The sequence below is a fragment of the Actinopolymorpha sp. B9G3 genome (assembly GCF_040120725.1).
Lineage (GTDB): Bacteria > Actinomycetota > Actinomycetes > Propionibacteriales > Actinopolymorphaceae > Thermasporomyces.
The window spans coordinates 82,516-108,531 of sequence record NZ_JBEEAB010000003.1; the positions used below are offsets into that span (position 1 = coordinate 82,516).

General features: G+C 69.6%; 28 protein-coding genes. 20 read left to right on the top strand and 8 right to left on the bottom strand.

Annotated features, from left to right (window positions below; genetic code table 11):
- Window positions 1-2: 2 nt before the first annotated feature.
- The 11 genes from map (at window position 3) to ABNF93_RS06655 (ending at window position 7,256) form a co-directional block, all read left to right on the top strand.
- The gene (map, locus tag ABNF93_RS06605; RefSeq protein WP_349326759.1) at window positions 3-851 is read left to right on the top strand and encodes a type I methionyl aminopeptidase; all 849 of its coding nucleotides are present in this window, start codon (window positions 3-5) and stop codon (window positions 849-851) included.
- Window positions 852-1,061: 210 nt separating this feature from the next.
- The gene (locus ABNF93_RS06610) at window positions 1,062-1,490 is read left to right on the top strand and encodes a DUF1707 SHOCT-like domain-containing protein (protein WP_349326761.1); all 429 of its coding nucleotides are present in this window, start codon (window positions 1,062-1,064) and stop codon (window positions 1,488-1,490) included.
- A gap of 208 nt (window positions 1,491-1,698) precedes the next feature.
- Window positions 1,699-1,920: a translation initiation factor IF-1 gene (gene infA, locus ABNF93_RS06615; RefSeq protein WP_349326762.1), complete on the top strand. Its 222-nt coding sequence runs from the start codon at window positions 1,699-1,701 to the stop codon at window positions 1,918-1,920.
- A 23-nt stretch (window positions 1,921-1,943) separates the two neighbouring features.
- On the top strand, window positions 1,944-2,057 hold the full coding sequence (rpmJ, locus tag ABNF93_RS06620; protein ID WP_020575560.1) for a 50S ribosomal protein L36: 114 nt from the start codon (window positions 1,944-1,946) through the stop codon (window positions 2,055-2,057).
- A gap of 248 nt (window positions 2,058-2,305) precedes the next feature.
- Window positions 2,306-2,686, top strand: coding sequence for a 30S ribosomal protein S13 (gene rpsM, locus ABNF93_RS06625; protein WP_349326765.1), 381 nt, complete (start codon window positions 2,306-2,308; stop codon window positions 2,684-2,686).
- A gap of 88 nt (window positions 2,687-2,774) precedes the next feature.
- Window positions 2,775-3,179: a 30S ribosomal protein S11 gene (rpsK, locus tag ABNF93_RS06630; protein ID WP_349326767.1), complete on the top strand. Its 405-nt coding sequence runs from the start codon at window positions 2,775-2,777 to the stop codon at window positions 3,177-3,179.
- Window positions 3,180-3,211: 32 nt separating this feature from the next.
- Entirely contained in the window at window positions 3,212-3,820 is a 609-nt protein-coding gene (gene rpsD, locus ABNF93_RS06635; protein ID WP_349326769.1) for a 30S ribosomal protein S4, read from the top strand.
- A gap of 139 nt (window positions 3,821-3,959) precedes the next feature.
- Window positions 3,960-4,973, top strand: coding sequence for a DNA-directed RNA polymerase subunit alpha (locus ABNF93_RS06640; RefSeq protein WP_349326771.1), 1,014 nt, complete (start codon window positions 3,960-3,962; stop codon window positions 4,971-4,973).
- A 155-nt stretch (window positions 4,974-5,128) separates the two neighbouring features.
- Complete coding sequence (rplQ, locus tag ABNF93_RS06645; protein ID WP_349326773.1) at window positions 5,129-5,695, top strand: 50S ribosomal protein L17; 567 nt, start codon at window positions 5,129-5,131, stop codon at window positions 5,693-5,695.
- A gap of 44 nt (window positions 5,696-5,739) precedes the next feature.
- Window positions 5,740-6,660, top strand: coding sequence for a tRNA pseudouridine(38-40) synthase TruA (truA, locus tag ABNF93_RS06650; protein ID WP_349326774.1), 921 nt, complete (start codon window positions 5,740-5,742; stop codon window positions 6,658-6,660).
- Window positions 6,657-7,256, top strand: coding sequence for a class I SAM-dependent methyltransferase (locus tag ABNF93_RS06655; RefSeq protein ID WP_349326776.1), 600 nt, complete (start codon window positions 6,657-6,659; stop codon window positions 7,254-7,256). The genes truA and ABNF93_RS06655 overlap by 4 nt, the downstream gene beginning before the upstream one ends.
- Here ABNF93_RS06655 and ABNF93_RS06660 read toward each other — a convergent pair.
- Window positions 7,253-7,921 (bottom strand): hypothetical protein, encoded by a 669-nt coding sequence (locus tag ABNF93_RS06660; protein WP_349326778.1) that lies wholly within the window; start codon window positions 7,919-7,921, stop codon window positions 7,253-7,255. The two genes, ABNF93_RS06655 and ABNF93_RS06660, sit on opposite strands and share 4 nt — an antisense overlap.
- Complete coding sequence (locus ABNF93_RS06665) at window positions 7,918-8,490, bottom strand: SigE family RNA polymerase sigma factor (RefSeq protein ID WP_349326780.1); 573 nt, start codon at window positions 8,488-8,490, stop codon at window positions 7,918-7,920. The genes ABNF93_RS06660 and ABNF93_RS06665 overlap by 4 nt, the downstream gene beginning before the upstream one ends.
- A 427-nt stretch (window positions 8,491-8,917) precedes the next feature.
- On the opposite strand from ABNF93_RS06665, the gene ABNF93_RS06670 reads away from it, so the two are divergent.
- Together ABNF93_RS06670 and ABNF93_RS06675 are read left to right on the top strand one after the other, a co-directional pair.
- On the top strand, window positions 8,918-9,910 hold the full coding sequence (locus tag ABNF93_RS06670; RefSeq protein WP_349326781.1) for a hypothetical protein: 993 nt from the start codon (window positions 8,918-8,920) through the stop codon (window positions 9,908-9,910).
- 76 nt (window positions 9,911-9,986) lie between these two features.
- Entirely contained in the window at window positions 9,987-11,669 is a 1,683-nt protein-coding gene (locus tag ABNF93_RS06675; RefSeq protein ID WP_349326782.1) for an ABC-F family ATP-binding cassette domain-containing protein, read from the top strand.
- Between the two features lie 45 nt (window positions 11,670-11,714).
- Here ABNF93_RS06675 and ABNF93_RS06680 read toward each other — a convergent pair whose 3' ends face one another.
- The 3 genes from ABNF93_RS06680 to ABNF93_RS06690 all read right to left on the bottom strand — a co-directional run bounded on the left by ABNF93_RS06680 (window position 11,715) and on the right by ABNF93_RS06690 (window position 14,775).
- Window positions 11,715-12,557 carry a hypothetical protein gene (locus tag ABNF93_RS06680; protein WP_349326783.1) on the bottom strand — a complete coding sequence of 281 codons (843 nt, stop codon included), beginning with the start codon at window positions 12,555-12,557 and terminating at the stop codon, window positions 11,715-11,717.
- A gap of 255 nt (window positions 12,558-12,812) precedes the next feature.
- Entirely contained in the window at window positions 12,813-13,238 is a 426-nt protein-coding gene (locus ABNF93_RS06685; RefSeq protein WP_349326784.1) for a hypothetical protein, read from the bottom strand.
- A gap of 247 nt (window positions 13,239-13,485) precedes the next feature.
- Window positions 13,486-14,775, bottom strand: a complete 1,290-nt coding sequence (locus ABNF93_RS06690; protein WP_349326785.1) for a PQQ-dependent sugar dehydrogenase — start codon at window positions 14,773-14,775, stop codon at window positions 13,486-13,488.
- Between the two features lie 281 nt (window positions 14,776-15,056).
- Between ABNF93_RS06690 and rplM the strand changes: the two genes are divergently transcribed.
- The 4 genes from rplM to ABNF93_RS06710 all read left to right on the top strand — a co-directional run bounded on the left by rplM (window position 15,057) and on the right by ABNF93_RS06710 (window position 18,553).
- Window positions 15,057-15,500, top strand: coding sequence for a 50S ribosomal protein L13 (gene rplM, locus ABNF93_RS06695; protein WP_349327325.1), 444 nt, complete (start codon window positions 15,057-15,059; stop codon window positions 15,498-15,500).
- Window positions 15,501-15,560: 60 nt separating this feature from the next.
- Window positions 15,561-16,091: a 30S ribosomal protein S9 gene (gene rpsI, locus ABNF93_RS06700; RefSeq protein ID WP_349326786.1), complete on the top strand. Its 531-nt coding sequence runs from the start codon at window positions 15,561-15,563 to the stop codon at window positions 16,089-16,091.
- Window positions 16,092-16,103: 12 nt separating this feature from the next.
- Window positions 16,104-17,450, top strand: coding sequence for a phosphoglucosamine mutase (gene glmM, locus ABNF93_RS06705; RefSeq protein ID WP_349326787.1), 1,347 nt, complete (start codon window positions 16,104-16,106; stop codon window positions 17,448-17,450).
- A gap of 83 nt (window positions 17,451-17,533) precedes the next feature.
- A complete protein-coding gene (locus ABNF93_RS06710) occupies window positions 17,534-18,553 on the top strand; it encodes a GNAT family N-acetyltransferase (RefSeq protein WP_349326789.1) in 1,020 nt (339 codons plus the stop codon).
- Window positions 18,554-18,840: 287 nt separating this feature from the next.
- On the opposite strand, the gene coaA is transcribed toward ABNF93_RS06710, so the two are convergent.
- Entirely contained in the window at window positions 18,841-19,836 is a 996-nt protein-coding gene (coaA, locus tag ABNF93_RS06715; protein ID WP_349326790.1) for a type I pantothenate kinase, read from the bottom strand.
- A 102-nt stretch (window positions 19,837-19,938) separates the two neighbouring features.
- Between coaA and glmS the strand changes: the two genes are divergently transcribed.
- Window positions 19,939-21,831: a glutamine--fructose-6-phosphate transaminase (isomerizing) gene (glmS, locus tag ABNF93_RS06720; RefSeq protein ID WP_349326791.1), complete on the top strand. Its 1,893-nt coding sequence runs from the start codon at window positions 19,939-19,941 to the stop codon at window positions 21,829-21,831.
- 140 nt (window positions 21,832-21,971) lie between these two features.
- Here glmS and ABNF93_RS06725 read toward each other — a convergent pair whose 3' ends face one another.
- Entirely contained in the window at window positions 21,972-22,712 is a 741-nt protein-coding gene (locus tag ABNF93_RS06725; RefSeq protein WP_349326792.1) for a VIT1/CCC1 transporter family protein, read from the bottom strand.
- A gap of 113 nt (window positions 22,713-22,825) precedes the next feature.
- Between ABNF93_RS06725 and ABNF93_RS06730 the strand changes: the two genes are divergently transcribed.
- Both ABNF93_RS06730 and ABNF93_RS06735 read left to right on the top strand, forming a co-directional pair.
- Entirely contained in the window at window positions 22,826-23,176 is a 351-nt protein-coding gene (locus ABNF93_RS06730; RefSeq protein WP_349326793.1) for a holo-ACP synthase, read from the top strand.
- Between the two features lie 169 nt (window positions 23,177-23,345).
- Window positions 23,346-24,767, top strand: coding sequence for an NAD(P)H-hydrate dehydratase (locus ABNF93_RS06735; protein ID WP_349326794.1), 1,422 nt, complete (start codon window positions 23,346-23,348; stop codon window positions 24,765-24,767).
- A 33-nt stretch (window positions 24,768-24,800) separates the two neighbouring features.
- On the opposite strand, the gene ABNF93_RS06740 is transcribed toward ABNF93_RS06735, so the two are convergent.
- Window positions 24,801-25,964, bottom strand: a complete 1,164-nt coding sequence (locus ABNF93_RS06740) for a P1 family peptidase (RefSeq protein WP_349326795.1) — start codon at window positions 25,962-25,964, stop codon at window positions 24,801-24,803.
- Window positions 25,965-26,016 lie beyond the last annotated feature (52 nt).

Genomic DNA, 26,016 nt, shown 5'->3' on the forward strand with positions numbered 1-26,016 from the left:
CGTTGTTCCTCGACCGCAAGGTCCAACTGAAAAAGCCCACTGAGATCGCTCTCATGCGCAAGGCCGGGCTGGTGGTGGCGGACACACTCGCGATGCTCCGCGACGCGGTGGCGCCGGGGGTCACGACAGGAGAGCTGGATCGGCTGGCTGAGGAGCTGATCCGGTCCCGTGGGGCGGTTCCGTCGTTCATGGGCTATCTCGGCTATCCGGCATCGATCTGTACGTCGGTCAATGACGAGGTGGTCCACGGCATCCCCGGCGAGCGTGTCCTGCGGGACGGCGATCTGGTGTCCATCGACTGCGGGGCGATCGTCGAAGGATGGCACGGTGACGCGGCGATCACCGTCGGCGTGGGCGAGATCTCGGCGGAGCTCCAGGAGTTGGCGAGGGTCTGCGAGGACGCGTTGTGGCGTGGCTTGGCGGCGATGCGGGTCGGTGGTCGGCTCGGTGACGTCTCGGCCGCTGTCGAGGCCGGTGTCCGGTCGGCGGGTGCTGCGTACGGCATCGTCGAGGACTACGTGGGTCATGGCATCGGCACCCAGATGCATCAGCCACCGAACGTGCCCAACGTCGGCAAACCCGGCAAGGGTCTCAGGCTCCAGCCGGGATGGGCGATCGCCGTGGAGCCGATGATCACGCTCGGCTCGCTGGAGACCGACGTCCTCGACGATGACTGGACCGTGGTGACCGTCGACGGGTCGTACGCCGCCCACGTGGAACACACGGTGGCGCTCACCGAGCGCGGCCCCTGGGTCCTCACCGCCCACGACGGCGGTGCCGCGCGCCTCGCCGCGCTCGGCGTTCAGGTGGGAGCCCCACCCGCTGGCGGCCCACCCGCCGGCGGCAAATGACCATGCTGAGCGGGCCGGTGGAACCCGAACCAGGTGCCGACGCATGGCTGCGCTACCGCAGGCATGCTCGGCGTGGTCATTTGCGCGGCGACAGGCCGGCCAAGCGCGGGCATACCGGGTCGGGGTGACCCCCCGGGCGGGTCAGGGTGCTTCCGGATGCGCGGGGCGATCCTGAGAGGGCAAGATATGACGGTGCCTTACGGACCGGAAATGCGTGCATCAGACGGTGATCGGGAGAAGATCGCCTCGCGCCTGCGTGACGCGCATGCGGAGGGCAGGCTGTCCCTCGGGGAGTTCCAGGATCGCCTGGACGCGCTGTACGACGCCCAGACCTATGGCGAGCTGGAGCCACTGGTCCGCGACATTCCGGTCATGCGTACCCACAAGACTCCGGCGATCGTCGAGGAACCTCGCGAATCGGCTCAGTCCCAGGAGGTGCGCAAGCGCTCCAAGGGCGACAAGGCGATGGCGGTCCTGTGGACCATCTGGGCGTGTGCCGTCAGCATCAACCTCGTCGTCTGGCTGATGGTCTCGGTCGGCAACGGCAATGTGGAGTACTTCTGGCCGGCGTGGGTCGCGGGACCCTGGGGCGCGACGCTGCTGGCCATCGAGGTGACGCGCCGCCAGTTCCGGGACTGAGCGGCAGGGCGCCACCCGGCCGAGGAACCCCTCTATTGCCCCAATTTCGCATCCTGACGCCCGTGACGTAGACTGCGACGTCGGTCTTTGCTCTGCCCTGTGGCACGTCTGTGCCTGACCTGGGGCCGTGGGCAGGGCTTTCGGAAGCGGGATGTCAGCCAAGCAGACGCCCGCCCAACGATCACAAGCCAGGCGAAGTGCGGAGGACATGCCGAAAAAGGAAGGTGTCATCGAGATCGAGGGCACGGTCGTGGAGGCGCTACCCAACGCGATGTTCCGCGTGGAGCTCCAAAACGGGCACAAGGTCCTCGCGCACATCAGTGGCAAGATGCGACAGAACTACATCCGGATCCTTCCCGAAGACCGCGTGGTTGTAGAGCTGTCGCCGTACGACCTGAGCCGAGGGCGGATCGTCTACCGCTACCGCTAGAACACCGAGCCTAGAGAGCACTGATGAAGGTCCAGCCCAGCGTCAAGAAGATCTGTGACAAGTGCAAAGTGATCCGGCGGCACGGCCGGGTCATGGTGATCTGCGAGAACCCGCGCCACAAGCAGCGCCAGGGCTGAGCGTCTGACGCCACCGGCCCAGGACCGCGGCGACCGGCACACCAGCGCAGGTCACCATCCCCACAACTGAAGCCGCCGAAAGAAATGGCGCGACCGCTCACCAGCACACGTCGTGGTGGTGTTGCCCCCGGCACGGAGGCCGGGGCCCTGCCGGATCGAAAGAGGTCCACCTGAGGACCGAATGATCCAGGGCAGGCAGGGACGCGGCGCGCATGAGACCTCCGCCAACCGAAAGGACACCTGCCCACATGGCACGCCTCGTCGGCGTCGACCTCCCGCGCGACAAGCGCATCGAGGTGGCGCTCACCTACATCTTCGGCATCGGCCGGACCCGGGCTCTGGCAACACTCGAGGGCACCGGGGTCAATCCGGACCTACGCGTCCACCAGCTCGGTGACGAAGAGATCGTCAAGCTCCGCGACTGGATCGACTCCAACTACCGGGTCGAGGGTGACCTCCGGCGTGAGGTCGCGGCCGACATCCGGCGCAAGATCGAGATCGGTTGCTACGAGGGCCTCCGGCACCGCCGCGGTCTTCCTGTGCATGGTCAGCGCACGCGGACCAACGCACGCACCCGCAAGGGTCCCAAGAAGACCGTCGCAGGCAAGAAGAAGCCAGGCCGCAAGTAGTCCCCGTTCCCGCGGAATCGTCAGCGTTTGCTCAGTGGTTTCGCCGGATGGGGCCAGGGCCCTCGATCTTTAGGAGTTCGTACACCAGATGCCTCCCAAGAGCAGAGCCGGCGCCGCCAAGAAGGTGCGCCGCAAGGAAAAGAAGAACATCGCCTTCGGGCACGCGCACGTGAAGAGCACGTTCAACAACACCATCGTGACCATCACCGACCCGACGGGTGCGGTGATCGCGTGGGCCAGTGCCGGCACGGTCGGCTTCAAGGGTTCGCGCAAGTCCACGCCGTTCGCCGCGCAGATGTGCGCGGAGTCCGCCGCTCGCCGGGCCATGGAGCACGGCATGAAGAAGGTCGACGTCTACGTCCGCGGACCGGGTTCGGGCCGCGAGACCGCGATCCGCTCCCTCACGGCCACCGGCCTCGAGGTGGGCACGATCCAGGACGTCACCCCCGTGCCCCACAACGGCTGCCGCCCGCCGAAGCGGCGCCGGGTCTGAGCCCCACTAGCGGTTAAGGAGTACGACGAGCGATGGCCCGTTACACCGGTCCGATGACCAAGAAGTCCCGCCGCCTGGGCACCGACCTGGTAGGCGGCGACAAGGCGTTCGAGCGCCGCCCCTACCCACCCGGCCAGCACGGCCGTGGCCGGCCGAAGGAGAGCGAGTACCTCCTTCAGCTGCGGGAGAAGCAGAAGGCGCGGCTTTCGTACGGAATTCTCGAGAAGCAGTTCCACCGCTACTACAAAGAGGCGCACCGCCGCGGTGGCAAGACCGGCGACAACCTGCTGCAGCTGCTGGAGTGCCGGCTCGACAACGTGATCTACCGCGCCGGTATCGCCCGCACGCGTCGGCACGCACGCCAGCTCGTGGTGCACGGCCACTTCGAGGTGAATGGCCGGAAGGTCAACATCCCGAGCTACCAGGTGGGCGCGCACGACGTGATCGACGTACGCTCGAAGTCGCGCGAGACGACACCGTTCCTGATCGCACGCGAAACCCATGGCGAGCGTCCCGTCCCCGGCTGGCTCGAAGTCCTGCCGGGAACCCTGCGGGTCCTCGTCCACCAGGTGCCCGTCCGGGCGCAGATCGACATTCCGCTCCAAGAGCAGCTGATCGTCGAGTACTACTCGAAGGTCTGATTCCACCTCACGAGATCGCTGCGCAAGCTCCGCGATTTCGTGGGGAACCCGAAAAGGAGTCGACCGGCGGGCTACGAACCTCCCGCAGGTCATTCATTCGTTGGCGTCATATGGCGGGCGCCGCGGAAAGGAAACAACAATGCTCATCGCACAACGTCCCACTCTCGCCGAAGAGGTTGTCAACGACTTCCGCTCGCGTTTCGTGCTCGAGCCCCTCGAGCCGGGATTCGGTTACACGCTCGGCAACTCCATCCGGCGGACGCTGCTGTCGTCCATCCCCGGAGCGTCTGTCACCAGCGTCAAGATCGACGGTGTCCTCCACGAGTTCTCGACGATCCCGGGCGTCAAGGAAGACGTCACCGAGGTCGTGCTGAACCTCAAGGAGCTGGTCGTCTCCAGCGAGCACGACGAGCCGGTGACGATGTACCTCCGCAAGCAGGGCCCGGGCGAGGTGACCGCTGCCGACATCGCGCCGCCGGCCGGTGTCGAGGTGCACAACCCGAACCTCCAGATCGCCACGCTCAACAGCAAGGGCAAGCTCGAGATGGAGCTGGTCGTGGAGCGCGGCCGCGGCTACGTCTCGGCGGTGCAGAACAAGCGGGTGGACGCGGAGATCGGCCGGATCCCGGTCGACTCGATCTACTCGCCGGTGCTCAAGGTCACCTACAAGGTCGAGGCGACGCGGGTCGAGCAGCGGACCGACTTCGACAAGCTGATCGTTGACGTCGAGACCAAGCCGTCGATGCGGCCGCGGGACGCGGTGGCGAGTGCGGGCAAGACGCTGGTCGAGCTGTTCGGGCTGGCACGCGAGCTCAACGTCGACGCCGAGGGCATCGAGATCGGCCCGTCGCCGGTCGACGCGCAGCTCGCCGCCGACCTGGCGCTGCCGGTGGAGGACCTCAACCTCACCGTCCGTTCGTACAACTGCTTGAAGCGGGAGGGCATCCACACGGTGGGTGAGCTGATCTCCCGCAGCGAGCAGGACCTGCTCGACATCCGCAACTTCGGCGCCAAGTCGATCGACGAGGTGAAGCAGAAGCTGTCCGGCATGGGCCTCGCGCTCAAGGACAGCGCGCCTGGATTCGACCCGAGTGCCGCGGTCGACAACTTCGACGAGGAAGAAGAAAGCTTCGCCGAGACCGAGCAGTACTGATACGGCCGTACGTAGGGCGGTCGTTCACGCAGGATCGCTTTCGTATGAAGGGGCCCCTCATCCCAGCGGTTGCTACGAGGGGTCCCTTCATCGGGGAACGTCCCCACCACTGACTCCGGTACCTCATACGGCCGGTGCAGGAAGGAGAACCAGCAATGCCCAAGCCCTCCAAGGGCCCTCGCCTCGGCGCCGGCCCGGCACATGAGCGGCTGATGTTGGCCAATCTCGCGACGTCGCTGTTCCGGCACGCCCGGATCACAACGACGGAGACGAAGGCGCGCAGGCTGCGGCCGTATGCGGAGAAGCTGATCACCAAGGCGCGGCGCGGCGATCTGCACGCCCGCCGGCAGGTGCACGCGGTCATCCGTGACAAGGAGATCGTGCACACCCTGTTCGCGGAGATCGGTCCCTACTACGCCGATCGGCCGGGCGGCTACACCCGGATCACGAAGATCGGTCCGCGCAAGGGTGACAATGCGCCGATGGCCGTGATCGAGCTGGTCCAGGGCCAGGTGGGTGGCGGCGACACCGGTGGTGCCGACGCTGGCACGGCGGCAAAGAGGGCCGCATCCGCGCCCGCTGCGGCGGAGAGTGAGTCTGCTCCGGCCGAGAGCGCGTCGCAGGAGGCTGCCGACGCGTCCGCGACAGACGCCGGGAACGAACCGGCGGAGGCTGCGGAGGACAGCGCTGACAGCGGTGACAGTAAGGACGACAAGTCCTGACGGCTGTCCCATCCGACCACGAGCCAGAGCCCGCTGAGCCTTCCATGCAGGAGGACAGCGGGCTCTCGCGCATCCAGCCGGCGGCAGAGTTGGTGCGTCTCCGGCTGGATGTGGCGTACGACGGAACCGACTTCGCCGGCTGGGCGGCTCAGCGTGGACAGCGCACCGTCCAGGGCGAGCTGGAGCGCGCGCTCGCCACGGTCCTGCGGCTCGCCGAGCCGGCGCCGACGACGTGTGCCGGGCGTACGGATGCCGGCGTCCACGCTCGCGGGCAGGTCTGCCACGTCGACGTCCCACGTCCGGCGTACTCCGCGGTCCCCGGCCGGGATTCCACCCACCCGCCCGCCGTGTCCCTCCTCCGCCGGCTTGCAGGCACACTGCCTGCCGACGTCCGTGTCCGGGGCGTCCGTGAGGCGCCGGCCGGGTTCGACGCGCGGTTCTCCGCGGTCTGGCGGCGCTATGCGTACCGCGTGTGCGATGACCTGGCCGCTGCGGATCCGCTCCGCCGGCACGAGGTGCTCCTCCACGCGCGCCCGCTCGACGTGGCGGCGATGAACGCGGCGTCGCACCGCCTGCTCGGCGAGCACGACTTCGCGGCGTTCTGTCGGCGGCGGGAGGGCGCGACGACGGTCCGCCGGCTGCTGGACCTTTTGTGGGAACGCGACGCCAGCGGTCTTGTGACCGCCCGGGTGACGGCGGACGCGTTCTGCCATTCGATGGTGCGGGCACTGGTGGGCGCATTGCTGGCGGTGGGTGTGGGCCAGCGCCCCGTCGAGTGGCCGGCGGCTGTGTTGGCGGGTCGCGTGCGGGACTCGGCCGTGAACGTCGTACCACCGCGCGGCCTGACCCTCGAAGAGGTGGGCTATCCACCGGATGACGAGCTGGCCGCCCGCGCGCACGCGGCCCGGCGGCGCCGGACCGTGGAGGCCGGGGACGGAGGCCCGGTGGGAGCCGCCGGCTCATGAGCGATCACTACTTCTCCGCCGAGCCGGGCTCCCGGGCCGTGCCGCGGACCGTGTCGTTCTCGGCGTACGGGCGTGCGTACACGCTGACGTCCTCGAGCGGGGTGTTCGCCGGCGATCGGCTCGACCTGGGGACGTCCGTGCTGTTGCGAGAGGCGCCGCTGCCGAGTCGGCCCGGCACGTTTCTCGACCTGGGCTGCGGCTACGGCCCGATCGCCTGCGTGCTCGCGACCGAGCAACCTGGGGCGACGGTGTGGGCCGTGGACGTCAATGTGCGGGCGCTGGAGCTGACACGTACCAACGCCGCCACGCTCGGCATCGCCGGACGGGTACGCGTCGCGACGCCGGATGATGTGCCTGACGACGTGTCCTTCGACCAGGTCTGGTCCAACCCGCCGATCCGGATCGGGAAGCCGGCCCTGCATGCCCTCCTCGAGCGGTGGCTACCGAGGCTCACCCCCGACGGTGTGGCGTGGCTGGTCGTCGCCCGCAACCTCGGCGCCGACTCGCTGCAACGCTGGCTGAATGGCGAGGGCTGGCGTGCCGAGCGGCACGCCAGCTCCAAGGGATACCGGGTTCTCGCCGTACGCCGGAGTTAGTTCCTCATCGCGTCCGGCGGGCGTGGGGTGGGCTCCGGCCAGTCCGGCCAGTCCGCGGGTGTCGGCGTGGTGGTCGGTGCGGGAGTGGGTCGCGGTGGGGCGGGGGATTCGGACGGCGTCGGCGTGGGTTCGGGCCAGTCCGGCCACGGCGTGGGCGTGGCCGTCGGCGAGTCCGACGGCGTCGGCGTTGGCTCGGATGGCCGCGGCGTGCCTGGCGGGCAGGTCGGGGCCGGTGGTGGAGAAGGCTCGAGCGGTTTGGCGGTAGGCGTCGGTGCGGTCGTTGGCCTGGTGGATGGTGCGGTCGCCGCCGGTGGCTTCGACGGGAGCAGGGAGGGCGTCGGGGACGGTTGGGGTGTGCAGTCCGTGGGTCGTGGCGTGGGTGTCGCGGGCCGTGGCGTCGGCGTGGAGGGCGTGCCGTCGGCGGGGACGATGCCACGCTCCAGAATCGGGAGGGCCGCGACGCTCGTCACCGTACCGACCACAGCGAAGGCGGCGCCTCCGGCGACCATCGCGCGTCGAGCGTGTTGGCGTCGCCGCGCCCGCGCGAGTGCGAGATCGGCCATACCGGGAACCGGCCGGGCATGGTGGGCAAGGTCCTCGATCGCGTGCCGGATCCGACCGTCGGGATCGTCCGGCGGCATCTGCTGGTATGAGTGGGGAGTCACGGGCGTACCTCCATCGATGTGGGCTTGCGTGCCGCCGCTGCGGCTGCGGCCAGCGGGTGGTCGGCAAGGTCTGGAGCGAGGACGCGAAGTCGAGCGAGCGCTCGGGAGGTCTGGCTGCGTACGGTGCCGACCGAGCAACCGAGGACGGCGGCGACTTCGCGTTCGGGCAGGTCCTCGAGGAATCTCAGCACCAGGACGGCCCGTTGCCGTGGAGCGAGCTTCCGCAGCGCTTGCAGGACGTCCAGGCGCGGCCCGACCTGCTCGGCCGGATCACGGGCGGCAGGGTCGTGTACGGCGCCAGCGTTGCCGGCCCAGGGGGTGGCGGACGGGTCCTCGCGAATCCTCGCCCTTCGCCGCCAGCGGCTCACCTGGTCGTGGTAGATGGCACGCCGGACGTACGCCTCGGGTTCGTTGACCTTGTGCCACCTGGCCGCCAGCTTGGCGAGCGCGTTCTGCACGAGGTCCTCGGCGAGGTGCTGGTCGCCGGTCAGGACATATGCCGTGCGTAGCAACGCCAGCGAGCGCGCGTCGACGAACTCCCGGAACTCGTGCTCGGACCGTGCGTCCATGCAGGCATCCTCCCGTTGACTAGTCATCCCCTAAGACGCACGGACGTCCAGTCACTATGCCTGCAGTTCGGAAGGGAACCTGCATTCGAAAAGAAGCGGAAAGGACCACGCTCGGCAGGCGCTCCGGTTCGCCGCGGAAGCGACGCACGGCGCCAGGCAACCGGCCGACTGCTCTTACGTGGTCCTCTCAGACGCTCACGTCGAGCGCTCGTTCAGGAAGGAGCGTCGCCGAAGTCGGGGATCTCCAGCTGCCTACCACCCTGTAGCCGGTTGGTTGACCTCGGCGAGGAAAGCGCCGCGAGAGCCCGACCCCGTGATCACGGGATTCACGCCGACCTCTGGCAGGGATGGCGCCCGGTCCCGCCAACACCGATGATGAGCATCATCGTCGACGCCGGGCTCCGGTGTCTTGCGGGCGGAGTTGCCCATGAACGTTCCTCTGATGCCGCCCCGTCAGCACCTGGTCCCGGCCTGCGTCCTCGCTGCCGCGGCGGTCGCCGCACTGATCCTCGGTGTCCGCTGGCTGGCCTCTGTGCCGACGGAGGGCATGACGGAGGGGATGGCGGCGGGAGCGACCGCCATGCGTGGGGAGTCGTACGGAGGAGTCGAGGTGCAGGTGCCGGCGAGCTGGGGATACGGCACGACCGGCTGGCCGCCCTGCCTGCAGAAGGCAAGTGACTCGCCGTACGTCGGACGGCCCGTCGGCGGGATTCCCCTCATCGCCTGCAAGGAGAAGGTCGCTCCCCTCGACAAGCGGAAGGCCTATCTCTGGTTCGACGCCTACCGTGCACCGCCCGGTCTGAAGAACCACGACGGCGGTTGGGCCGAGGAGACGCGGGTCGTGGCGGGCGTCATGCTGACGATACTCACCGACGATGCCACGCTGCGTAAGCGGATGTTCGACTCCGCCCGGGAGGTCCGCGAGACGGACACCTACGGGTGCCCGGTCGACCACCGGATCACCACCGGTCCGGACGCACGACCCGATCCCGGTACCGGCGGGCTCGCGACGGTCGGACAGGTCGCGTCGATCACGGTGTGCAGGTACGCCCTGGACCGCGGGCAGAACGTCGCTCCCCAGCCGGTGCTGTCCGCGAGTCGGCTCGCTGGCCCCGCTGCCCGGAAGCTTGTGGACGCCGTGCGCGCGGCACCGGAGGGCGGTGGACCGAACGAGCCCCAGAACTGCAGCGCGGACTGGGCCCTTGGCGAGGAGGTCATCGTCCTGCGGGTGAACGGCGACCGGGAGCAGGAGGTCTTTGTCCGCTACAGCGGCTGTGATGCCCACGGTATCGACGACGGCGCCACTCTGCGGGCACTCACTGCCGACGTCGTGCGGCCGTTGCTGCGCGGGCCGCATGCCCCGGGCGGACTCCAGGGGCCGGTCGGCCTGATGGTCTGGCCCCGGACCGGTACGAAGTAGACGCGGACCCGGTGGTTCCGGCGTACGACCGTAAACCGCTCGCGCCCGCTGACGGTGGACCGGGACACTGGGCTGCATGGGCTATGTGGACGTCGCGGGGATCCGGTACGAGCTGCCGGACGGTCGGGTGCTGCTCGACGACGTGTCGTTCCGGGTGGGTGAAGGCGCCAAGGTCGCCCTCGTCGGCGCGAACGGGTCGGGCAAGACCACCCTGCTCCGGATCGTCGCCGGCGACCTGGACCCGCACGCGGGTGCCGTGAGCCGCAGTGGCGGCCTGGGCGTCATGCGGCAGTTCGTCGGGTCCGTACGCGACGACACCACGGTTGCCGGCCTGCTGCTCTCGGTCGCGCCGCCGCGCATCCGTACCGCCGCCGAGTCCGTCGAGCGGGCCGAGCTGGCCATGATGGAACGAGACGACGAACCCACGCAGCTGCGCTACGCCCAGGCCCTCGCCGACTGGGCCGACGCCGGCGGCTACGACGCCGAGGTGTTGTGGGACGTCTGCTGCACCGAGGCCATCGGCCTGCCGTACGAACGCGCACGCTACCGGGAGGTCCGCACCCTCTCCGGCGGCGAGCAGAAGCGGCTCGCCCTCGAGGCCCTGCTCCGCGGTCCCGACGAGGTGCTGCTGCTCGACGAGCCGGACAACTTCCTCGACGTCCCCGCCAAGCTGTGGCTCGAGGAACGCCTCAACGAGTCGGACAAGACCGTGCTCTACGTCAGCCACGACCGGCAGCTCCTCGCCAACACCGCGACCCGCGTCGTCACGGTCGAGTTGGGCGCCGCCGGCAACTCGGTGTGGACGCATCCGCAGGGGTATGCGACCTATCACCAGGCCCGCCTCGACCGGTTCGCGAAGCTCGAGGAGCTTCGCCGGCGCTGGGACGAACAGCACGCCAAGCTCAAGGCGCTGGTCGCGCTGTACAAACGCAAGGCCACCAGCAACGACAAGATGGCTTCGGCCTACCACGCGGCGCAGACCCGGCTGCGGAAGTTCGAGGAGGCCGGGCCTCCGCAGGCGCTCCCACGCGAGCAGAACGTCAAGATGCGCCTGCGTGGCGGCCGCACCGGCAAGCGGGCCGTGATCTGCGAGACCCTGGAGCTCTCCGGTCTGATGCGAGCGTTCGACCTCGAGGTGTGGTACGGCGACCGGGTAGCGGTGCTGGGCTCCAACGGCTCCGGCAAGTCGCACTTCCTGCGGCTGCTCGCGGCCGGAGGTTCGCTCCCCGAACCCGAGCACCGGCCGGTGGGCGACGTCCCGATCGCGCCGGTCGCGCATACCGGCCGGGCGCGGCTGGGCGCGCGGGTACGTCCCGGCTGGTTCGCGCAGACGCACGAGCATCCGGAGCTGGTCGGTCGTACGCTGCTGGAGATCCTGCATCGCGGCGACGACCATCGGGTGGGCATGCCGCAGGAGGAGGCGGCGAGGGCGCTGGACCGCTACGAGTTGGCGCAGGCGGGCGACCAGACCTTCGAGTCGCTGTCGGGTGGCCAGCAGGCGCGGCTGCAGATCCTGTTGCTGGAGCTGTCCGGTGCGACCCTGCTGCTGCTCGACGAGCCGACGGACAACCTCGACGTCACCTCCGCCGACGCGCTCGAGGAGGGCTTGGCGTCGTACGAAGGAACTGTGGTGGCGGTCACCCACGACCGGTGGTTCGCGCGCGGGTTCGACCGGTACCTCGTCTTCGGCGAGGACGGCAGCGTGTACGAATCCGACACCCCGGTCTGGGACGAGGGTCGGGTGAGCCGCGCTCGCTGATGCGGCTACGCCTGAACGTGGCCGCATCAGCAAGGTCTCGGCTGATCAACTGCCTCCCGAACCACCCGAGCTACTGCCGCCGGACTGGCCGCCCTCGGCGCCTACGTAGTACCAGGCGCCGTCCTGCTCGAGGAACGCAAGTGTGGCCTCGCCCTCCGGCGTCCGGAGCGAAACCCCTGTCGTGCCCGGAAACCGGGTCGAATCGGTGGTCCCGACGATCTCCGCGTCCTTGGTCAGCTCGGCGAACTCACTGATGTCGGCCGCGGAGTCCGGTTGCATCTCGTTGATCTCCTCCTGGCTCAGCTCCTCCCCCATTGCCGTGAGGCAGTCTGGGCGTGCGACACAGTGCATCATCCATACCGTGTCGACATCCCCGGCCTGTACGGCCGACAAGAACGTCTGGGCCGCTGCCTCGGGGCTGCTCTGGTCCCCGTCGGTACTTTCCTGGCTGTCCCGTTCAGTTCCGGTCCCGGCGTCGCCGCTGCTCACGGCCTTGCCTGCGGTCCCATTGCCACCGGCCGTGTTGTCAGAGTCGCCGCCGCCCTGGACGAGCGCGACGGTGACCACCAGGGCAACGACGAGCACCGCCGCACCGGCAGCGATGATCCAGGGCAGAGCACGCTTGTTCCCGCCGCCCGGCGGGACCTGCTGGCCGGGGGAGCCCTGCGGTGAGTAGCCCTGCTGGGGTGGGTAGCCGTGCTGCTGGTGTGGCTGCTGCGGTGGGTAGCCCTGCTGCGGTGGGTAGCCCTGTGGCTGCTGTGGCGGGTAGCCCTGTTGCTGGTAGGGCTTCTGGGGCGGGTGGCCCTGCTGGTGTGGCTGCGGCGGCTGCTGGTGTGGGGCTTGCTGCTGGTGCGGCTGTTGCGGGTACTGCCCAGGCGGCGTTGTCATTGCTGGATCCTCCCCGTCGAGTGACCCCGGACATATAAGGACATAGAGGATGTCACAACCGAAAGCGGATCGGTGTCACAGTCCGTTCACTGGCGCAGAGCTTTTCTACAGACGGCGCGAACGGCGCTCGTCGGTGAGCACGGACCGCTTACGCCCGACCAGCTGTCCGAGGTCGAGCAGGTCCTGCGAACCACACCAACCCAGTCATGGCCATCAATGGGTTCCGCCGGGCTTTTCCGTACTCGCGTGCCGGACTCAGATCGACGGGATGCTCTCCACCAGCAGGTCGGAGACGCAGAAGCAGGCCGGCGAGAAGTCCTTCGTCCACCCGAACCGGAGCAGGGTCGCGCGCAGGACCGACGGTGAGGCCCGGTAGTCGGTGGCGACCATCGACGCGAGGGGCACGACGGTGAGCTGTGGGACGCAGGCGAGCAGAGCGTCGCGGAGTCCCACGGTGACGAAGGCAAGCGGGAACAGCGCCGACGTGACGGCGGTGGCGTCGGGGCCCCCGACGCAGATCCACTCCTCCTCCGGCGGTTCGTACGCCGTCAGCGTGAGGTTGTGGGCCCGTCCGAGATGGGTGAGGGTGGTCTCGGCTCCGCGCCTGCTCCACTCCGGCAGGGGGGCGTTCCATGGTGCTGTGCCTTGCCAGCGGCTGAGTACGGGATCGAGGTCCATCATCGCAGGGCATAATTCCCCGCCCTACAACGCCAAAACTGCACGAGGCGTGTCGGCACGAGGTCCGCGTCACGACAAGCCCCATGACGTCGCGCGCGCCGACACTTGAGGTTTCGAGCGGGTCCCCACGACGTCTCGGACGCCGACCCCTTGAGGCTTCGAGCGGGACCGGATGACGTCTCGGGCGGCCGGCCATGATCATGACGAAAAGTCGGCTATGCGCCCCGAAACCTAATGATCACGATCATGATCACCGGGTGGTGGTCGTGGGGCTGGGGCTCCTCGGCTTGCGCAGGGTGAGCCGCAGGATCCGGTCGTCCTCGGCCACGATGTCGTTGCGGCCGTCCCGGTTGGACGTGGTGAGCCAGATGCTGCCGTCGGGCGCGTTGATCGCGTCCCGGATCCGTCCGTACCTCCCCACCAACGCATCTATCGGTCGACCGGCGATCCCGGCCCCCGGCCGCCACCGGATGCTGGCCTCGCCGGTGCCCGCTCCCGCGATCCGTTCGCTGCTGATGTTGACCGGGCCGCCGAGGCCCACGAGGTAGATCCGCTGACCGCGCAGGCAGGTGACGATCGCGGTACGACCGAGGATGGCGATGCCGTTCGTGACGCCGATCTCCGGCCGCCACACCGCGACCGGGTTGACCATGTTCGGCTCAGTCCCCATGCCCTGGACCTTGGGCCAGCCGTAGTTCCGTCCGGGTGCGATGAGGTTGAGCTCGTCCCAGACCGCCTCGCCGATCTCGGCGGAGTACATGCGCCCCTCGGCGTCCCAGGCCATCCCTTCGGGATTGCGATGCCCGTACGACCAGATCAGTGAGTCCTTGAACGGGTTGCCCGGGGCCGGCTTACCGTCGGTGGTCATCCGCAGGATCTTGCCGCCGAGATTGTCCAGGCCCTGCGAGCCGCCGGCGTGGGAGGCGTCGCCGGTGCTGGCGTACAGATAGCCGTCGGGTCCGAACCTCAGCCGTCCGCCGTTGTGCACCCCGGCGCCGGGGATGCCGGTCACGATGGCCTCCGGCCGCGGGCGGCCGTTGAGCCGCACCCTGGCGATCCGGTTGTCCTTCTTCGTCGTGTAGTAGATGAAGATCGTCTTGTCTCGGGCGAACCTCGGTGAGACCGCGATGCCGAGCAGGCCGCCCTCGTTGTTGGCGTACACGCCCTCGATGCTGGTGAGGGGTTTGACGGTGAGCTCACCGCTCGCGTCGCGGCCGGGGCCGACCTTGAGGATGCGGCGTTTGTGTCGTTCGGTGACGAGCGCGCCGCCGTCGGGGAGAAACGCCACTCCCCAGGGGACGTCGAGCTTCGTCACGAGCGTGCTGACCGAGACGAGATCGTCGCCTTTGGACGATCCCCTGGGGTCTTGGTGATAGTGGAAGTCAGTGGGCGTGGGGATGTCCGTCGGCGATGGCGCCGGATCTGTCGTACACGCCGAAACCAGGGCAAGTGCCAGGCCCACGACCAGCGCGGCAGCGCGGATGCGGTACGGGGTCGGCACATCGCACTGCAATGCTGATGACAATTTGTGACAGGTCACGTACTGACGGTATCTTCCTGGCGGTGGCGGAGACGCCAGGTCCGGTTCTTCGGATCGTCCGGTGCGCCCCACCCGGGTCACGATCGCGGCCCCATTTTGACCCGTCTGCGCGGCCCCAGGTATCCTGAGCGGTCGTTGCGCTTGCTGGCCGTACGACTCCTGCAATATGTACGTCCACGGGCGGCGCGCGAAGCGCTCTGCCTCCCGCGGAGCCATGAGACCCCAGACCGACCATGGCTAGTGACATGGTCCACCACGATCGACTACGAAGGCCGACGACTGTGCGCACCTACAGCCCCAAGCCCGGCGACGTTCCACGCCAGTGGCACGTGATCGACGCGACCGACGTCGTCCTTGGCCGGCTTGCCAGCCAGACGGCGACGCTCCTGCGCGGCAAGCACAAGCCCACCTTTGCCCCGCACATCGACACCGGTGACTTCGTCATCATCGTCAATGCCGACAAGGTGGCACTGTCCGGCAACAAGCGTGAGACCAAGTTCGCCTACCGGCACTCGGGTTACCCTGGCGGGCTCTCCGCGGTCCCCTACGGCACCCTGCTCGACAAGAACCCCCGCAAGGCGATCGAACGCGCGGTCTGGGGAATGCTTCCCAAGAACCGTCTCAGCCGGAAGCTTCTGAAGAAGCTGAAGGTCTACTCGGGTCCTGATCACCCGCACCAGGCCCAGCACCCCGAGACCTACTCGATCCACCAGGTCGCCCAGTAAGACCCAGATCAGTAACCACCAAGATTTCGCAGTTTCGACTGCGCCGAAGTGAGGAATCCCGTGGCCGAGTCCACCACCCAGCCGGTCGACACCGAGAACCCCGCTCCACAGGGCGCCGGTCAGCAGGGCGATGCCGAGAGCACCGTCGCCTACAGCTCCGAGAGCGCCCCGGTGAGTTCTCCGGCGCCGCGCCCGGCAGCGGTCGCTCCCGCGGCTGCGACCGGGCGGCGCAAGGAGGCGGTCGCGCGTGTCCGTCTGTTGCCCGGCTCGGGCGAGTGGCGGATCAACGGCAAGACGCTGGACCAGTACTTCCCCAACAAGGTGCATCAGCAGCACGTCAACGAGCCGTTGGCGCTGCTCGAGCTCGCCGGACACTACGACGTGATCGCCCGCATCGACGGTGGCGGCGTCACCGGCCAGGCGGGCGCCCTCCGGCTGGGCATCGCCCGTGCCCTCAACGAGGTCGACGTCGACGCGCACCGACCGTCGCTCAAGCGCGCGGGAATGCTCACGCGGGACGCCCGGGCGAAGGAGCGCCGCAAGGCCGGGCTCAAGAAGGCCCGCAAGGCCCCGCAGTACTCCAAGCGGTAAGTTCCTTCGGTCGTGGGCCGGCTCTTCGGCACCGACGGCGTTCGCGGGCTCGCCAACGGCGAGCTCACCGCCGAACTCGCGCTCGACCTCTCGGTCGCGGCCGCACACGTCCTCGGCGAGGTGGGAGCCTTCGAGGGACACCGACCTACCGCGGTGGTCGGGCGCGATCCCCGCGCTTCGGGCGAGTTCCTCGAAGCTGCCGTGGTCGCCGGCCTGGCGAGCGCCGGGATCGACGTCGTACGCCTGGGAATTCTTCCGACCCCCGCAGTCGCGCATCTCACGGCCAGCATGGGCGCCGACCTCGGGGTCATGCTCTCAGCCTCACACAACCCGATGCCCGACAACGGCATCAAGTTCTTCTCCCGCGGCGGGCACAAGCTCGACGACGCGATCGAGGACCTGATCGAGGCCCGGTTGCGGGAGCCGTGGCAGCGGCCGACCGGGGTCGGAGTGGGGCGCGTTCGCGACGACAGCGCCGGGTTCGAGACCTATGTCACGCACCTCGTCGACTCAGTGGTCCAGCCGCTCGACGGCCTCACCGTGGTGGTCGACTGCGCCAACGGCGCCGCCTACCGCACCGCTCCGGAGACACTGCGCCGGCTCGGCGCCACGGTCATCCCGATCCACGCCGAGCCCAACGGGATCAACATCAACGACGGCTGCGGTTCCACCCATCTCGAGACGTTGACCGCGGCGGTGGTCGGGCACGGCGCGGATGTCGGTATCGCCCATGACGGCGACGCCGACCGCTGCCTCGCCGTCGACGCGGCAGGTGAGGTCGTCGACGGCGACCATATCCTCGCGATCCTCGCCGCCGGGATGCGCGACGACGGGACCCTCCGCAACAACACCGTGGTCGTCACCGTTCTGAGCAACCTCGGCTTCGTTCTCGCGATGCAGCGCGAGGGGATCGACGTCGCGCAGACGAAGGTCGGAGACCGGTACGTCCTCGAGGCGATGAAGGCAGGCGGCTTCGCCCTCGGCGGCGAGCAGTCCGGACACGTGATCCTGCTCGACCACGCGACGACAGGTGACGGCGTACTCGCGGCCGTGCACCTGCTGTCCCGGATGGCGACGACCGGTCGCCCGCTCAGTGAGCTCGCCCGCGTGATGTCCCGACTGCCTCAGGTGCTGGTCAACGTCCGTGGTGTCGACAAGGCGCGGGCCGACTCCGACCCGGTCGTGCTCGCCGCGATCGAGGCCGCCACGGTGGAGCTCGGCGAGACGGGACGGGTCATCCTGCGGCCGTCCGGCACCGAGCCGGTGGTACGGGTGATGGTGGAGGCGCCGACGTTCGCGCAGGCCCAGCAGGTGGCCGATGAGCTGGCGACGACTGTGGAGCGGGCTCTCGCACTCTGAGGGTTCTCGGGCTCTGAGGGAGCTGTGCACGCGTCCGCTAATTCCGTGGCGCGGTCGCTGGCCGGCGTGCCAGGCTCCCGGCCGTGCAGAACTCCACGTACGAGGTTGTTCGCGTTGATCCGTTCGATGACGTCGCGTTTCGTGCCTGGTTCGACGCGAGGGAAGCGGGCATGGCCGCCGGCCGGATCGCGCCGCCGCCAAGAGCGTTCGTCGAACAACTCGTCCACTACCAGACCAGCTCGCAGACCTGCACCCTGCAGCCGTTCGTGGCGGTGGAACGGGACGTCGTCGTGGGTGCGGGCAACCTCGAGCTGCCGCTGCGGGACAACCGCACGCTCGCGATGTTCGATCTGGCGGTGCCACCGGAGCGGCGGGGACGCGGAGTCGGTGCTGCCCTCCTTGCGTACGTCCTCGATCAGGCACGGGAGGAGGCAAGGACCAGCCTTCTCACCGAGGTGTTCGCGCCGCGCGGGACGGTGCTGGCGGACTGGCCGGGTGTCCGCTTCGCCGATCGGCACGGCTTCACCACCCGCATCACCGAGATCCGCCGCCAGCTCCGGTTGCCGGTCGACCGGGAGCGGCTGGAGGCGCTCGCCGCAGAGGCGGCCGAGAAGGCGTCGGACTACCAGCTGGTGGCGTGGGCAGGTCCGTGTCCGGTGGAGTACGCCGAGCAGTACGCCTACCTCAAGGGTCTGATCATGGCCGAGGCTCCGACAGGTGAACTCGACTACGAACCGGAGCGCTGGGACGTCGCCCGGCTCCGCGAGGAGGAGGACCTCGCAGTCAGCCAGGGCCGGTCGCTCTACACCTGTGTGGCACTCGCGCCGGATGGCACGTTGGCCGGGCACACCCAGATCGCGGCGTCGCGGCACCAGCCCGAGTGGGCGTTCCAGTGGGACACGCTCGTCCTGCGTACGCACCGCGGGCGCCGCCTCGGCCTCGCGCTGAAGGTCGCCAACCTGCAGGCGGTGACGGCCGCCCAGCCGCAGGTCGAACGCATCACCACGTGGAACGCCGAGGAGAACGGGCCGATGATCGCGGTCAACGAGGCGCTCGGCTTCGAGATCGTCGAGCTGCTGCAGGAACGCCAGCGCGACCTGTGAGCGGCACCGTGACTGCCCGGCGCGGCCGGCAGTGCGACAGCCGTCCCCGGCCGGCCCTGCGACAGCCGTCCCCGGCCGGCCCTGCGACAGCCGTCCCCGGCCGCCCCTGCGACAGCCGTCCCCGGCCGGCCCTGCGACAGCCGTCCCCGGCCGGCCTGCGGCGGTCGGTCAGCTCGGCACGCCCCGGGCGGGTGCGAGGTGGCGGCCATGATCATGAAGCCGGACCGGACTGTGAATGCAAACGGGGCCATATGTACGCAGAACCTTCATGATCACGATCATGATCACTAGATTTTGCGCAGGCGGACGCGGGTCACGGTGTGGTCGGGGCCTTTGTGCAGGACCAGGGTGGCGCGGCCGCGCGTGGGGGCGATGTTGTGCTCGAGGTTGGGCCCATTGATCGTGTCCCACAGCGTCCCCGCCTGGGCGACCGCCTCGTCGTGGGTCAGGTCGGCATAGCGCCGGAAGTACGACGCGTCGTCGCGGAACGCCGTCTCGCGCAGGGCGAGGAACCTCCTGACGTACCACTCGCGTACGTCGGCCGGCGAGGCGTCGAGGTAGATCGAGAAGTCGAAGAAGTCGCTCACGGCGAGGCCGCGCCGTCCGTCGCCGCGGGTCCGCGCCGGCGCAAGGACGTTGAGTCCCTCCACGAGCAGGATGTCCGGCGCGGCGACCTCGAGTTCGCCGCCCGGCACGATGTCGTAGGCGAGATGGGAGTAGACCGGCGCGGTCACGACCGGAACGCCGGACTTCACGGCGACGATGAAGCGAAGCAACGCCCGTTGGTCGTAGGACTCGGGGAATCCCTTGCGGTCGAGCAGGCCGCGGCGTTCGAGTTCGGCGTTCGGGAGCAGAAACCCGTCCGTCGTCACCAGCGAGACGCGCGGGTGGTCGGGCCAGCGGGCGAGGAGCTCACGGAGCAGCCGGGCGACCGTGCTCTTGCCGACGGCGACCGACCCGGCGATACCGATGACGAACGGGGTACGCGCGGCGGCGGCGTCCGGCGATCCGCCGTTCGCCTCGCCGGCGAGGAACGTCTGGGTGGCCCGGTGCAACGCCGCCGTCCCCCGTACGTACAGGTTGAGCAACCGGGTCAGCGGCAGGTAGACCTCCCTGACCTCGGTGAGGTCGATCTCGTCCCCGAGCCCTCGCAGCCGCTCGACCTCGGCGGCGCTGAGGGGGAGCGGGGTCTGAGCGGCGAGGCGGGCCCAGGCGGCCCGGTCGAGTTCGACGTACGGAGTGGCCGCCGCGGTGGCGGCCCGGCCCTCCTCGGTGCGCGGCATGGGGCAATTGTTCCCTGCTGTCCAAACTCCGCTGCGACTGGTGCATCTCGACTTGGCCGATCGTCGCTTGCCGTTCATGCGAGCTGGCTACGCTGTGCAGCCATGTGCGGAATTGTGGGGTACGTGGGTTCCGGCAGTGCTTCGAGCACTGGAGCCGGGGGAGGACAGGGCGCGACCAGGGGGGCTGTGAGCGTCGTCGTCGACGGCCTGCGCCGGCTCGAGTACCGAGGGTACGACTCGGCCGGTGTCGCCGTGCCCGACGGCCGATCGGTCCGCGTGAGCAAGCGGGCGGGCAAGCTCGCCAACCTCCAGACCGCTCTCGCCGAGGAACCCCTGCCGGCGAGCCGAGCGGCGATGGGACACACCCGCTGGGCCACCCACGGCGCGCCGACCGACCCGAACGCGCACCCGCACATCGACTGCCACGGCAAGCTTGCCGTGGTGCACAACGGCATCATCGAGAACTTCGCCGCCCTCCGTACCGAACTCACCGAATCCGGGCACCACCTGACCTCCGAGACCGACACCGAGACGGTGGCGCACCTGCTCGAGGACGCATGCGTTGCCTGCGGGGGCGACCTCGCCGCAGCCATGCGCCGGGTCTGTCGGCGCCTGGACGGCGCGTTCACGCTGGTCGCCATCCACGCGGACACTCCCGACCTGGTGGTCGGCGCCCGGCGGAACTCCCCACTGGTGGTGGGCCGCGGCGAGGGTGAGAACTTCCTCGCCTCCGATGTCGCGGCGTTCATCGAGCACACCCGCGAGGCGATCGAGCTCGGCCAGGACCATGTGGTCGCGATCACCGCCTCCGACATCACCGTCACCGACTTCGACGGCGAGCCGGTCAAGACCCGCGAGTTCCACGTCGACTGGGACATCTCTGCCGCTGAGAAGGGCGGCTACGAGTACTTCATGCTCAAGGAGATCGCCGAGCAGCCCAAGGCGGTCGCCGACGCACTGCTCGGGCGGCTCGCCGAGGACGGGCGACTCCGCCTCGACGACATGCGGCTCACCGACGACGAGATCCGCGAGATCGACAAGATCATCATCATCGCGTGCGGGTCGGCGTTCTACGCGGGAATGACCGCGAAGTACGCCATCGAGCACTGGACCCGGATCCCGTGCGAGGTCGAACTGTCGAGCGAGTTCAGGTACCGGGACCCGATCGTCAGCCGGTCGACGCTCGTCGTCGCGATCTCGCAGTCCGGCGAGACGATGGACACCCTGATGGCGCTGCGGCACGCTCGCGAACAGCGGGCCCGAGTGCTCGCCATCTGCAACACCAACGGCTCGACCATCCCGCGAGAGTCCGACGCGGTGCTCTACACCCACGCCGGACCCGAGGTCGGGGTCGCGGCGACGAAGACGTTCCTGACCCAGGTCGTCGCGTGCTATCTCATGGGGCTCTACCTCGCGCAGGTGCGGGAGTCGAAGTTCGGTGACGAGGTGTCTGTCGAGGTCGACCAGCTCGACGCGATGCCGGCTGCCGTGGAGCAGGCGCTGGGCACGATGGGTCAGGTCCGGGCGCTCGCGCAGGATCTCGCGGGCGCCAAGTCGGTGCTGTTCATCGGCCGGCACGTGGGTTACCCGGTGGCGCTGGAGGGTGCGCTGAAGCTGAAGGAGCTGGCGTACATGCACGCGGAGGCGTTCGCTGCCGGTGAGCTCAAGCACGGCCCGATCGCGCTGATCGAGGACGGCCTTCCGGTGGTCGTTGTCGTACCTCCTCGCGGGCGGGACGCCCTGCACGACAAGATCGTCAGCAACATCCAGGAGATCCGCGCGCGTGGCGCCCGCACGATCGTCCTCGCCGAGGAGGGCGACCTGACCGTCGAGAAGTGGAGCGACGTACTGATCCGGTTGCCGAAGGTGCCGACGCTGCTCCAGCCGTTGGTTGCCACCGTGCCGCTGCAGATCTTCGCCTGTGAGCTCGCGATGGCGCGCGGCAACGACGTCGACCAGCCGCGCAACCTCGCCAAGAGCGTCACGGTCGAATAGCTCGCGTTCCCGCTGGTGGCCCGGCAGGGCGGCCGCAAATGACCACGCTGAGCATGCCTGCCGACCTTTGCGAGGTGTCGGCGCCTGTCCCGGCTACCACAGGCATGCTCAGCGTGGTCATTTGCCGGGGCGCCGCAACGTCAGATCGTGACCCCGACCAGATGGCCGACCGCGTACGTCACCGCCATGGCGAGCGCGCCACCGGTGACGGTACGCACGGCCGCACGCGGGGCGGGGGCGCCGCCGAGCCGGGCACTCAGCGTGCCGGTCAGGGCGAGTGCCAGGACGACGGCGACGAAGCAGACCGGTACGCGGGCGCTGGTCGGTGGTAGGCCGATCGCGAGCATCGGCAGCAGTGCGCCGACCGTGAACGCGGCGAAGGACGCGATCGCCGCCTGCCAGGGGCTGGTGAGATCGTCGGGATCGATGCCCAACTCCGCCTCGGCGTGGGCGCGGAGGGCGTCGTGTTTGGTGAGTTCGACGGCGACCTGGCGGGCGAGGTCGGGCGAGATGCCCTTGGTTTCGTACAGTCCGGCAAGCTCGTCGAGCTCGGTGTCGGGGAGTTCGGCGAGTTCGAGGCGTTCCTTGTCCAGCAGCGCCTGCTCGCTGTCGCGCTGCGTGCTCACCGAGACGTACTCGCCGGCCGCCATCGAGAACGCACCCGCGAGCAGCCCCGCGATCCCGGCGATGAAGATCGTGCCGAGGTCGTTCGTCGCCGCCGCGACGCCGACGACGATGCCGGCGATCGACACGATGCCGTCATTGGCGCCGAGGACGCCCGCACGCAGCCAGTTCAGGCGTCCGGCGAGATTGCCGACGTGGAGGTCAGGCTCCTCCGGATGCACTCCCTCGGCGGTGCCGTTGCGTCCGGTGTCGCTCATGGCGGCACGTTAGCCCTCGATCGCTACCTTCGGTAGCGAGGAAAGGCTTGCCGACCTCGGCATGTCGCGTCGTGTCGTGTGGTGCACGACGGCGGATGCGCGAGGATGGGCCGGTGATCGTCGGTCTGGGTATCGATGTGGTGGACATCGAGCGGTTCGAGGCAACGATCCGGCGTACGCCTGGGCTGCGCTTCCGGCTGTTCACCGATGCCGAACGCGACCGGCCCGTCGCATCGTTGGCGGCCCGGTTCGCGGCGAAGGAAGCGCTGGCCAAGGCGCTCGGTGCGCCGGTCGGCCTGCACTGGCAGGACGCCGAGGTCGTGACGGACAGCGACGGGCGGCCGTGGCTGGAGGTACGTGGGTCGGTCGCCGAGCAGACGGAAAGGCTGGGAGTGACCGGCATGCACCTGTCCATGTCGCACGACGCGGGGATGGCCTCCGCCGTGGTGGTGCTGGAGCGGTGAGACCGCCAGCGACCGGCGACCCCGGCAACGAGACCCCGGCAACGAGACCGCGGAAACGAGACCGCGGAAACGAGACCGCGGAAACGAGACCGCGGAAACGAGACCGCGGAAACGAGACCGCGAGCAATGAGACCGCGAGCGATGAGACCGGAGCGGGGATGATCGGCTGATGCGAACGGCCCACACCGTGACGGAGGTCCGGGCCGCGGAGGCGGCTCTGATGGCGACCGTGCCCGACGGCACGCTCATGCAGCGGGCGGCGGCCGGACTCGCGACCGCGTGCGTGGACTACCTCGGTGGTACCTACGGCCGGTCGGTTGTCGTGGTGGCGGGTTCGGGGGACAACGGCGGTGATGCGTTGTACGCAGGTGCCCGGCTCGCCAGTCGCGGCGTCCGGGTCGGTGCAGTCGTGCTCGATCGGGCCAAGGTCCACCAGGGTGGGCTCGCCGCGCTCCTCGCCGCCGGTGGGCGGGTGGTCGACGGATCGGCGTACGACCGGGCGATCGCCCAGGCCGACCTCGTACTCGACGGCATCGTGGGAATCGGTGGTAAGCCGGGTCTGCGTCCGGCCGCCGCGGCGGTGATGGATCTCGTCGAGGCCGACGGCGTTCCCGTGGTGGCGGTCGATGTTCCCAGCGGGATCGACGTCGACACGGGGGAGGCGCCGGAGCGGCACGTGCGGGCGGCGGTGACGGTGACCTTCGGCACGCACAAGATCGGGCTCTTCGTCGACCCCGGGGCGACGGCGGCGGGGGTCGTCCACTTCGTCGACATCGGTCTCGGTCCGTACCTCCCAGAACCTGCCGTCGAGGCGCTCCAGGCGGCGGACGTCGCCGCGCTGCTGCCGGTTCCCGAGCGGGAGGCGCACAAGTACTCGCGCGGTGTCGTCGGGGTGGTCGCCGGTTCGCGGCAGTACACCGGTGCCGCCGTCCTCGCCGTGGGTGGCGCGCTCGGTGGGCCGGCCGGAATGGTGCGGTACGCGGGGCCGGCCGAGCCGGCGAGGTACGTACGGCAGCGCTGGCCGGAGGCCGTGGTCGGCGAGGGGCGCGTCCAGGCATGGGTGGTGGGCTCGGGGCTCGGCAGCGATCCGGAGCGGGCGGGGGACGTGCCGGGGATCCTTGCCGGTGGCGTGCCCGTGATCGTCGATGCCGACGGGCTGCGCTGGTTGCCCGACCGCTGCGACGGGCAGGTGCTGCTGACGCCGCACGAAGGCGAGCTGGGCCGGATGCTCGGCGTGGACCGGGTGCATGTCGCGGCCCATCGGCTCGCCTCAGCCCGGGAGGCCGCGCGCCGGTGGAACGCCACCGTCCTGCTCAAGGGCGCGTCCACGCTGGTGGCGGCGCCGGACGGTCGTGTGCGGGTCAACACGGTCGGCACCTCGTGGTTGGCTACGGCCGGCTCCGGTGACGTGCTGTCCGGTCTCTGCGGATCCCTGCTGGCGGCGGGACTCGACCCGCTCGACGCGGGAAGTGTCGGGGCGTACCTCCATGCGACGGCGGGCGTCCTCGCCTCCCGCGGCGGCCCGATCGCGGCGCAGGACATCGCCCGCCACCTGCCCGAGGCGTACCGCCTCCTCCTCGGCGGTTCGTGACTCCGCACTGCCGCGGGGATCGATGGCGCGGCGTCATCGCGAGCGGTACGCCCGCGGCGTGGCGGACGGGAACCGCTCCAGATAGGACTGCAGCTGGATCGCCGGTGTCGAGACTCCGGTCGCTGCCAGGATGGCGTCCACGATGGCCAGCGCCACCGCGTCGGCGGCGGCGGCCTGCACGGCGAGCACGCCACCGATGTCCGCAGCTGCTCCCCACGTCATGGCCTGGGCGCCGACGGTCGGCGCGATCTCGCCGGTGGCCAGGGCGAAGACGGTGTCCCCGTCGACGAGCGTGTGGACGGGACGGATGGCGCGGGCGAGCCCGTCGTGGCCCGCCGACGCCATCCGGTGGACCTGGGAATGGGTCAGCTGGGCGTTCGTGGCGACGACGGCGAGCGTGGTGTTCATCGGGTCGGACGCCTGGGGAGATCGAGCCCCGACCTGGCGGTCCCGGTAGGCGGCAACCTCGGCGGCGTCCGGGACTCGCGGGCGCAGGTCTTCGTCCTCGACGAGCTGGGCCGCCAGCAGCGCTTCCGTACCCGGCGCGCACGGCGACCCGTGTGCGTTGGCCACCGCCAGCGCACCGACGACCAGGCCGCCACCGAGGTCGATGCTCGCCGTCCCGACCCCGCCCTTGAGCGCCGGAATGCCGAACGTCGTGCCCGTTCCCGCGCCGACGCAGCCGGTACGTACGAACCCGCCGGACGCCGCCGCGGCTGCCGCGTAGCCGAGGTCCGCGTCCGGACGCTTGGTGTGGTCGCCACCCTTGCCGAGGTCGAACACGATCGCCGCGGGCACGATCGGCACGATCGCTTCCGCTGTGATCGGTACGCCGCGCCGCTGCTCCTCACACCACCGCTGGACGCCGGTCGCCGCGGCGAGGCCGTACGAACTGCCACCGGCCAGCGTCACCGCGTCCACGGTGTCGACCAGCGTCCCCGGCGCGAGCGTGTCGGTCTCGTGGGTACCTGGCCCGCCGCCCCGGACGTCGACGGCCCCGATGGTCCCGCGCGGCGGCACCACGACGGTCACGCCGGTGAGCCAGCCGTCGCCGATCCGCTCCGCCTGTCCGACGAGGATTCCGGCGACGTCGGTGAGCGCGCCGTACGGATTGGCGCCCGACCCGTCGCCCGACCCCTCGCCCGATCCGGTGTCGTTCGACTCGGCGCCGTCGTACGCGTTCTGCTTCGTGGTCACAGCGACCGAGCCTAGACAGGACGCGAACGCCCGGTAGCGCGTGGCAGTCGAC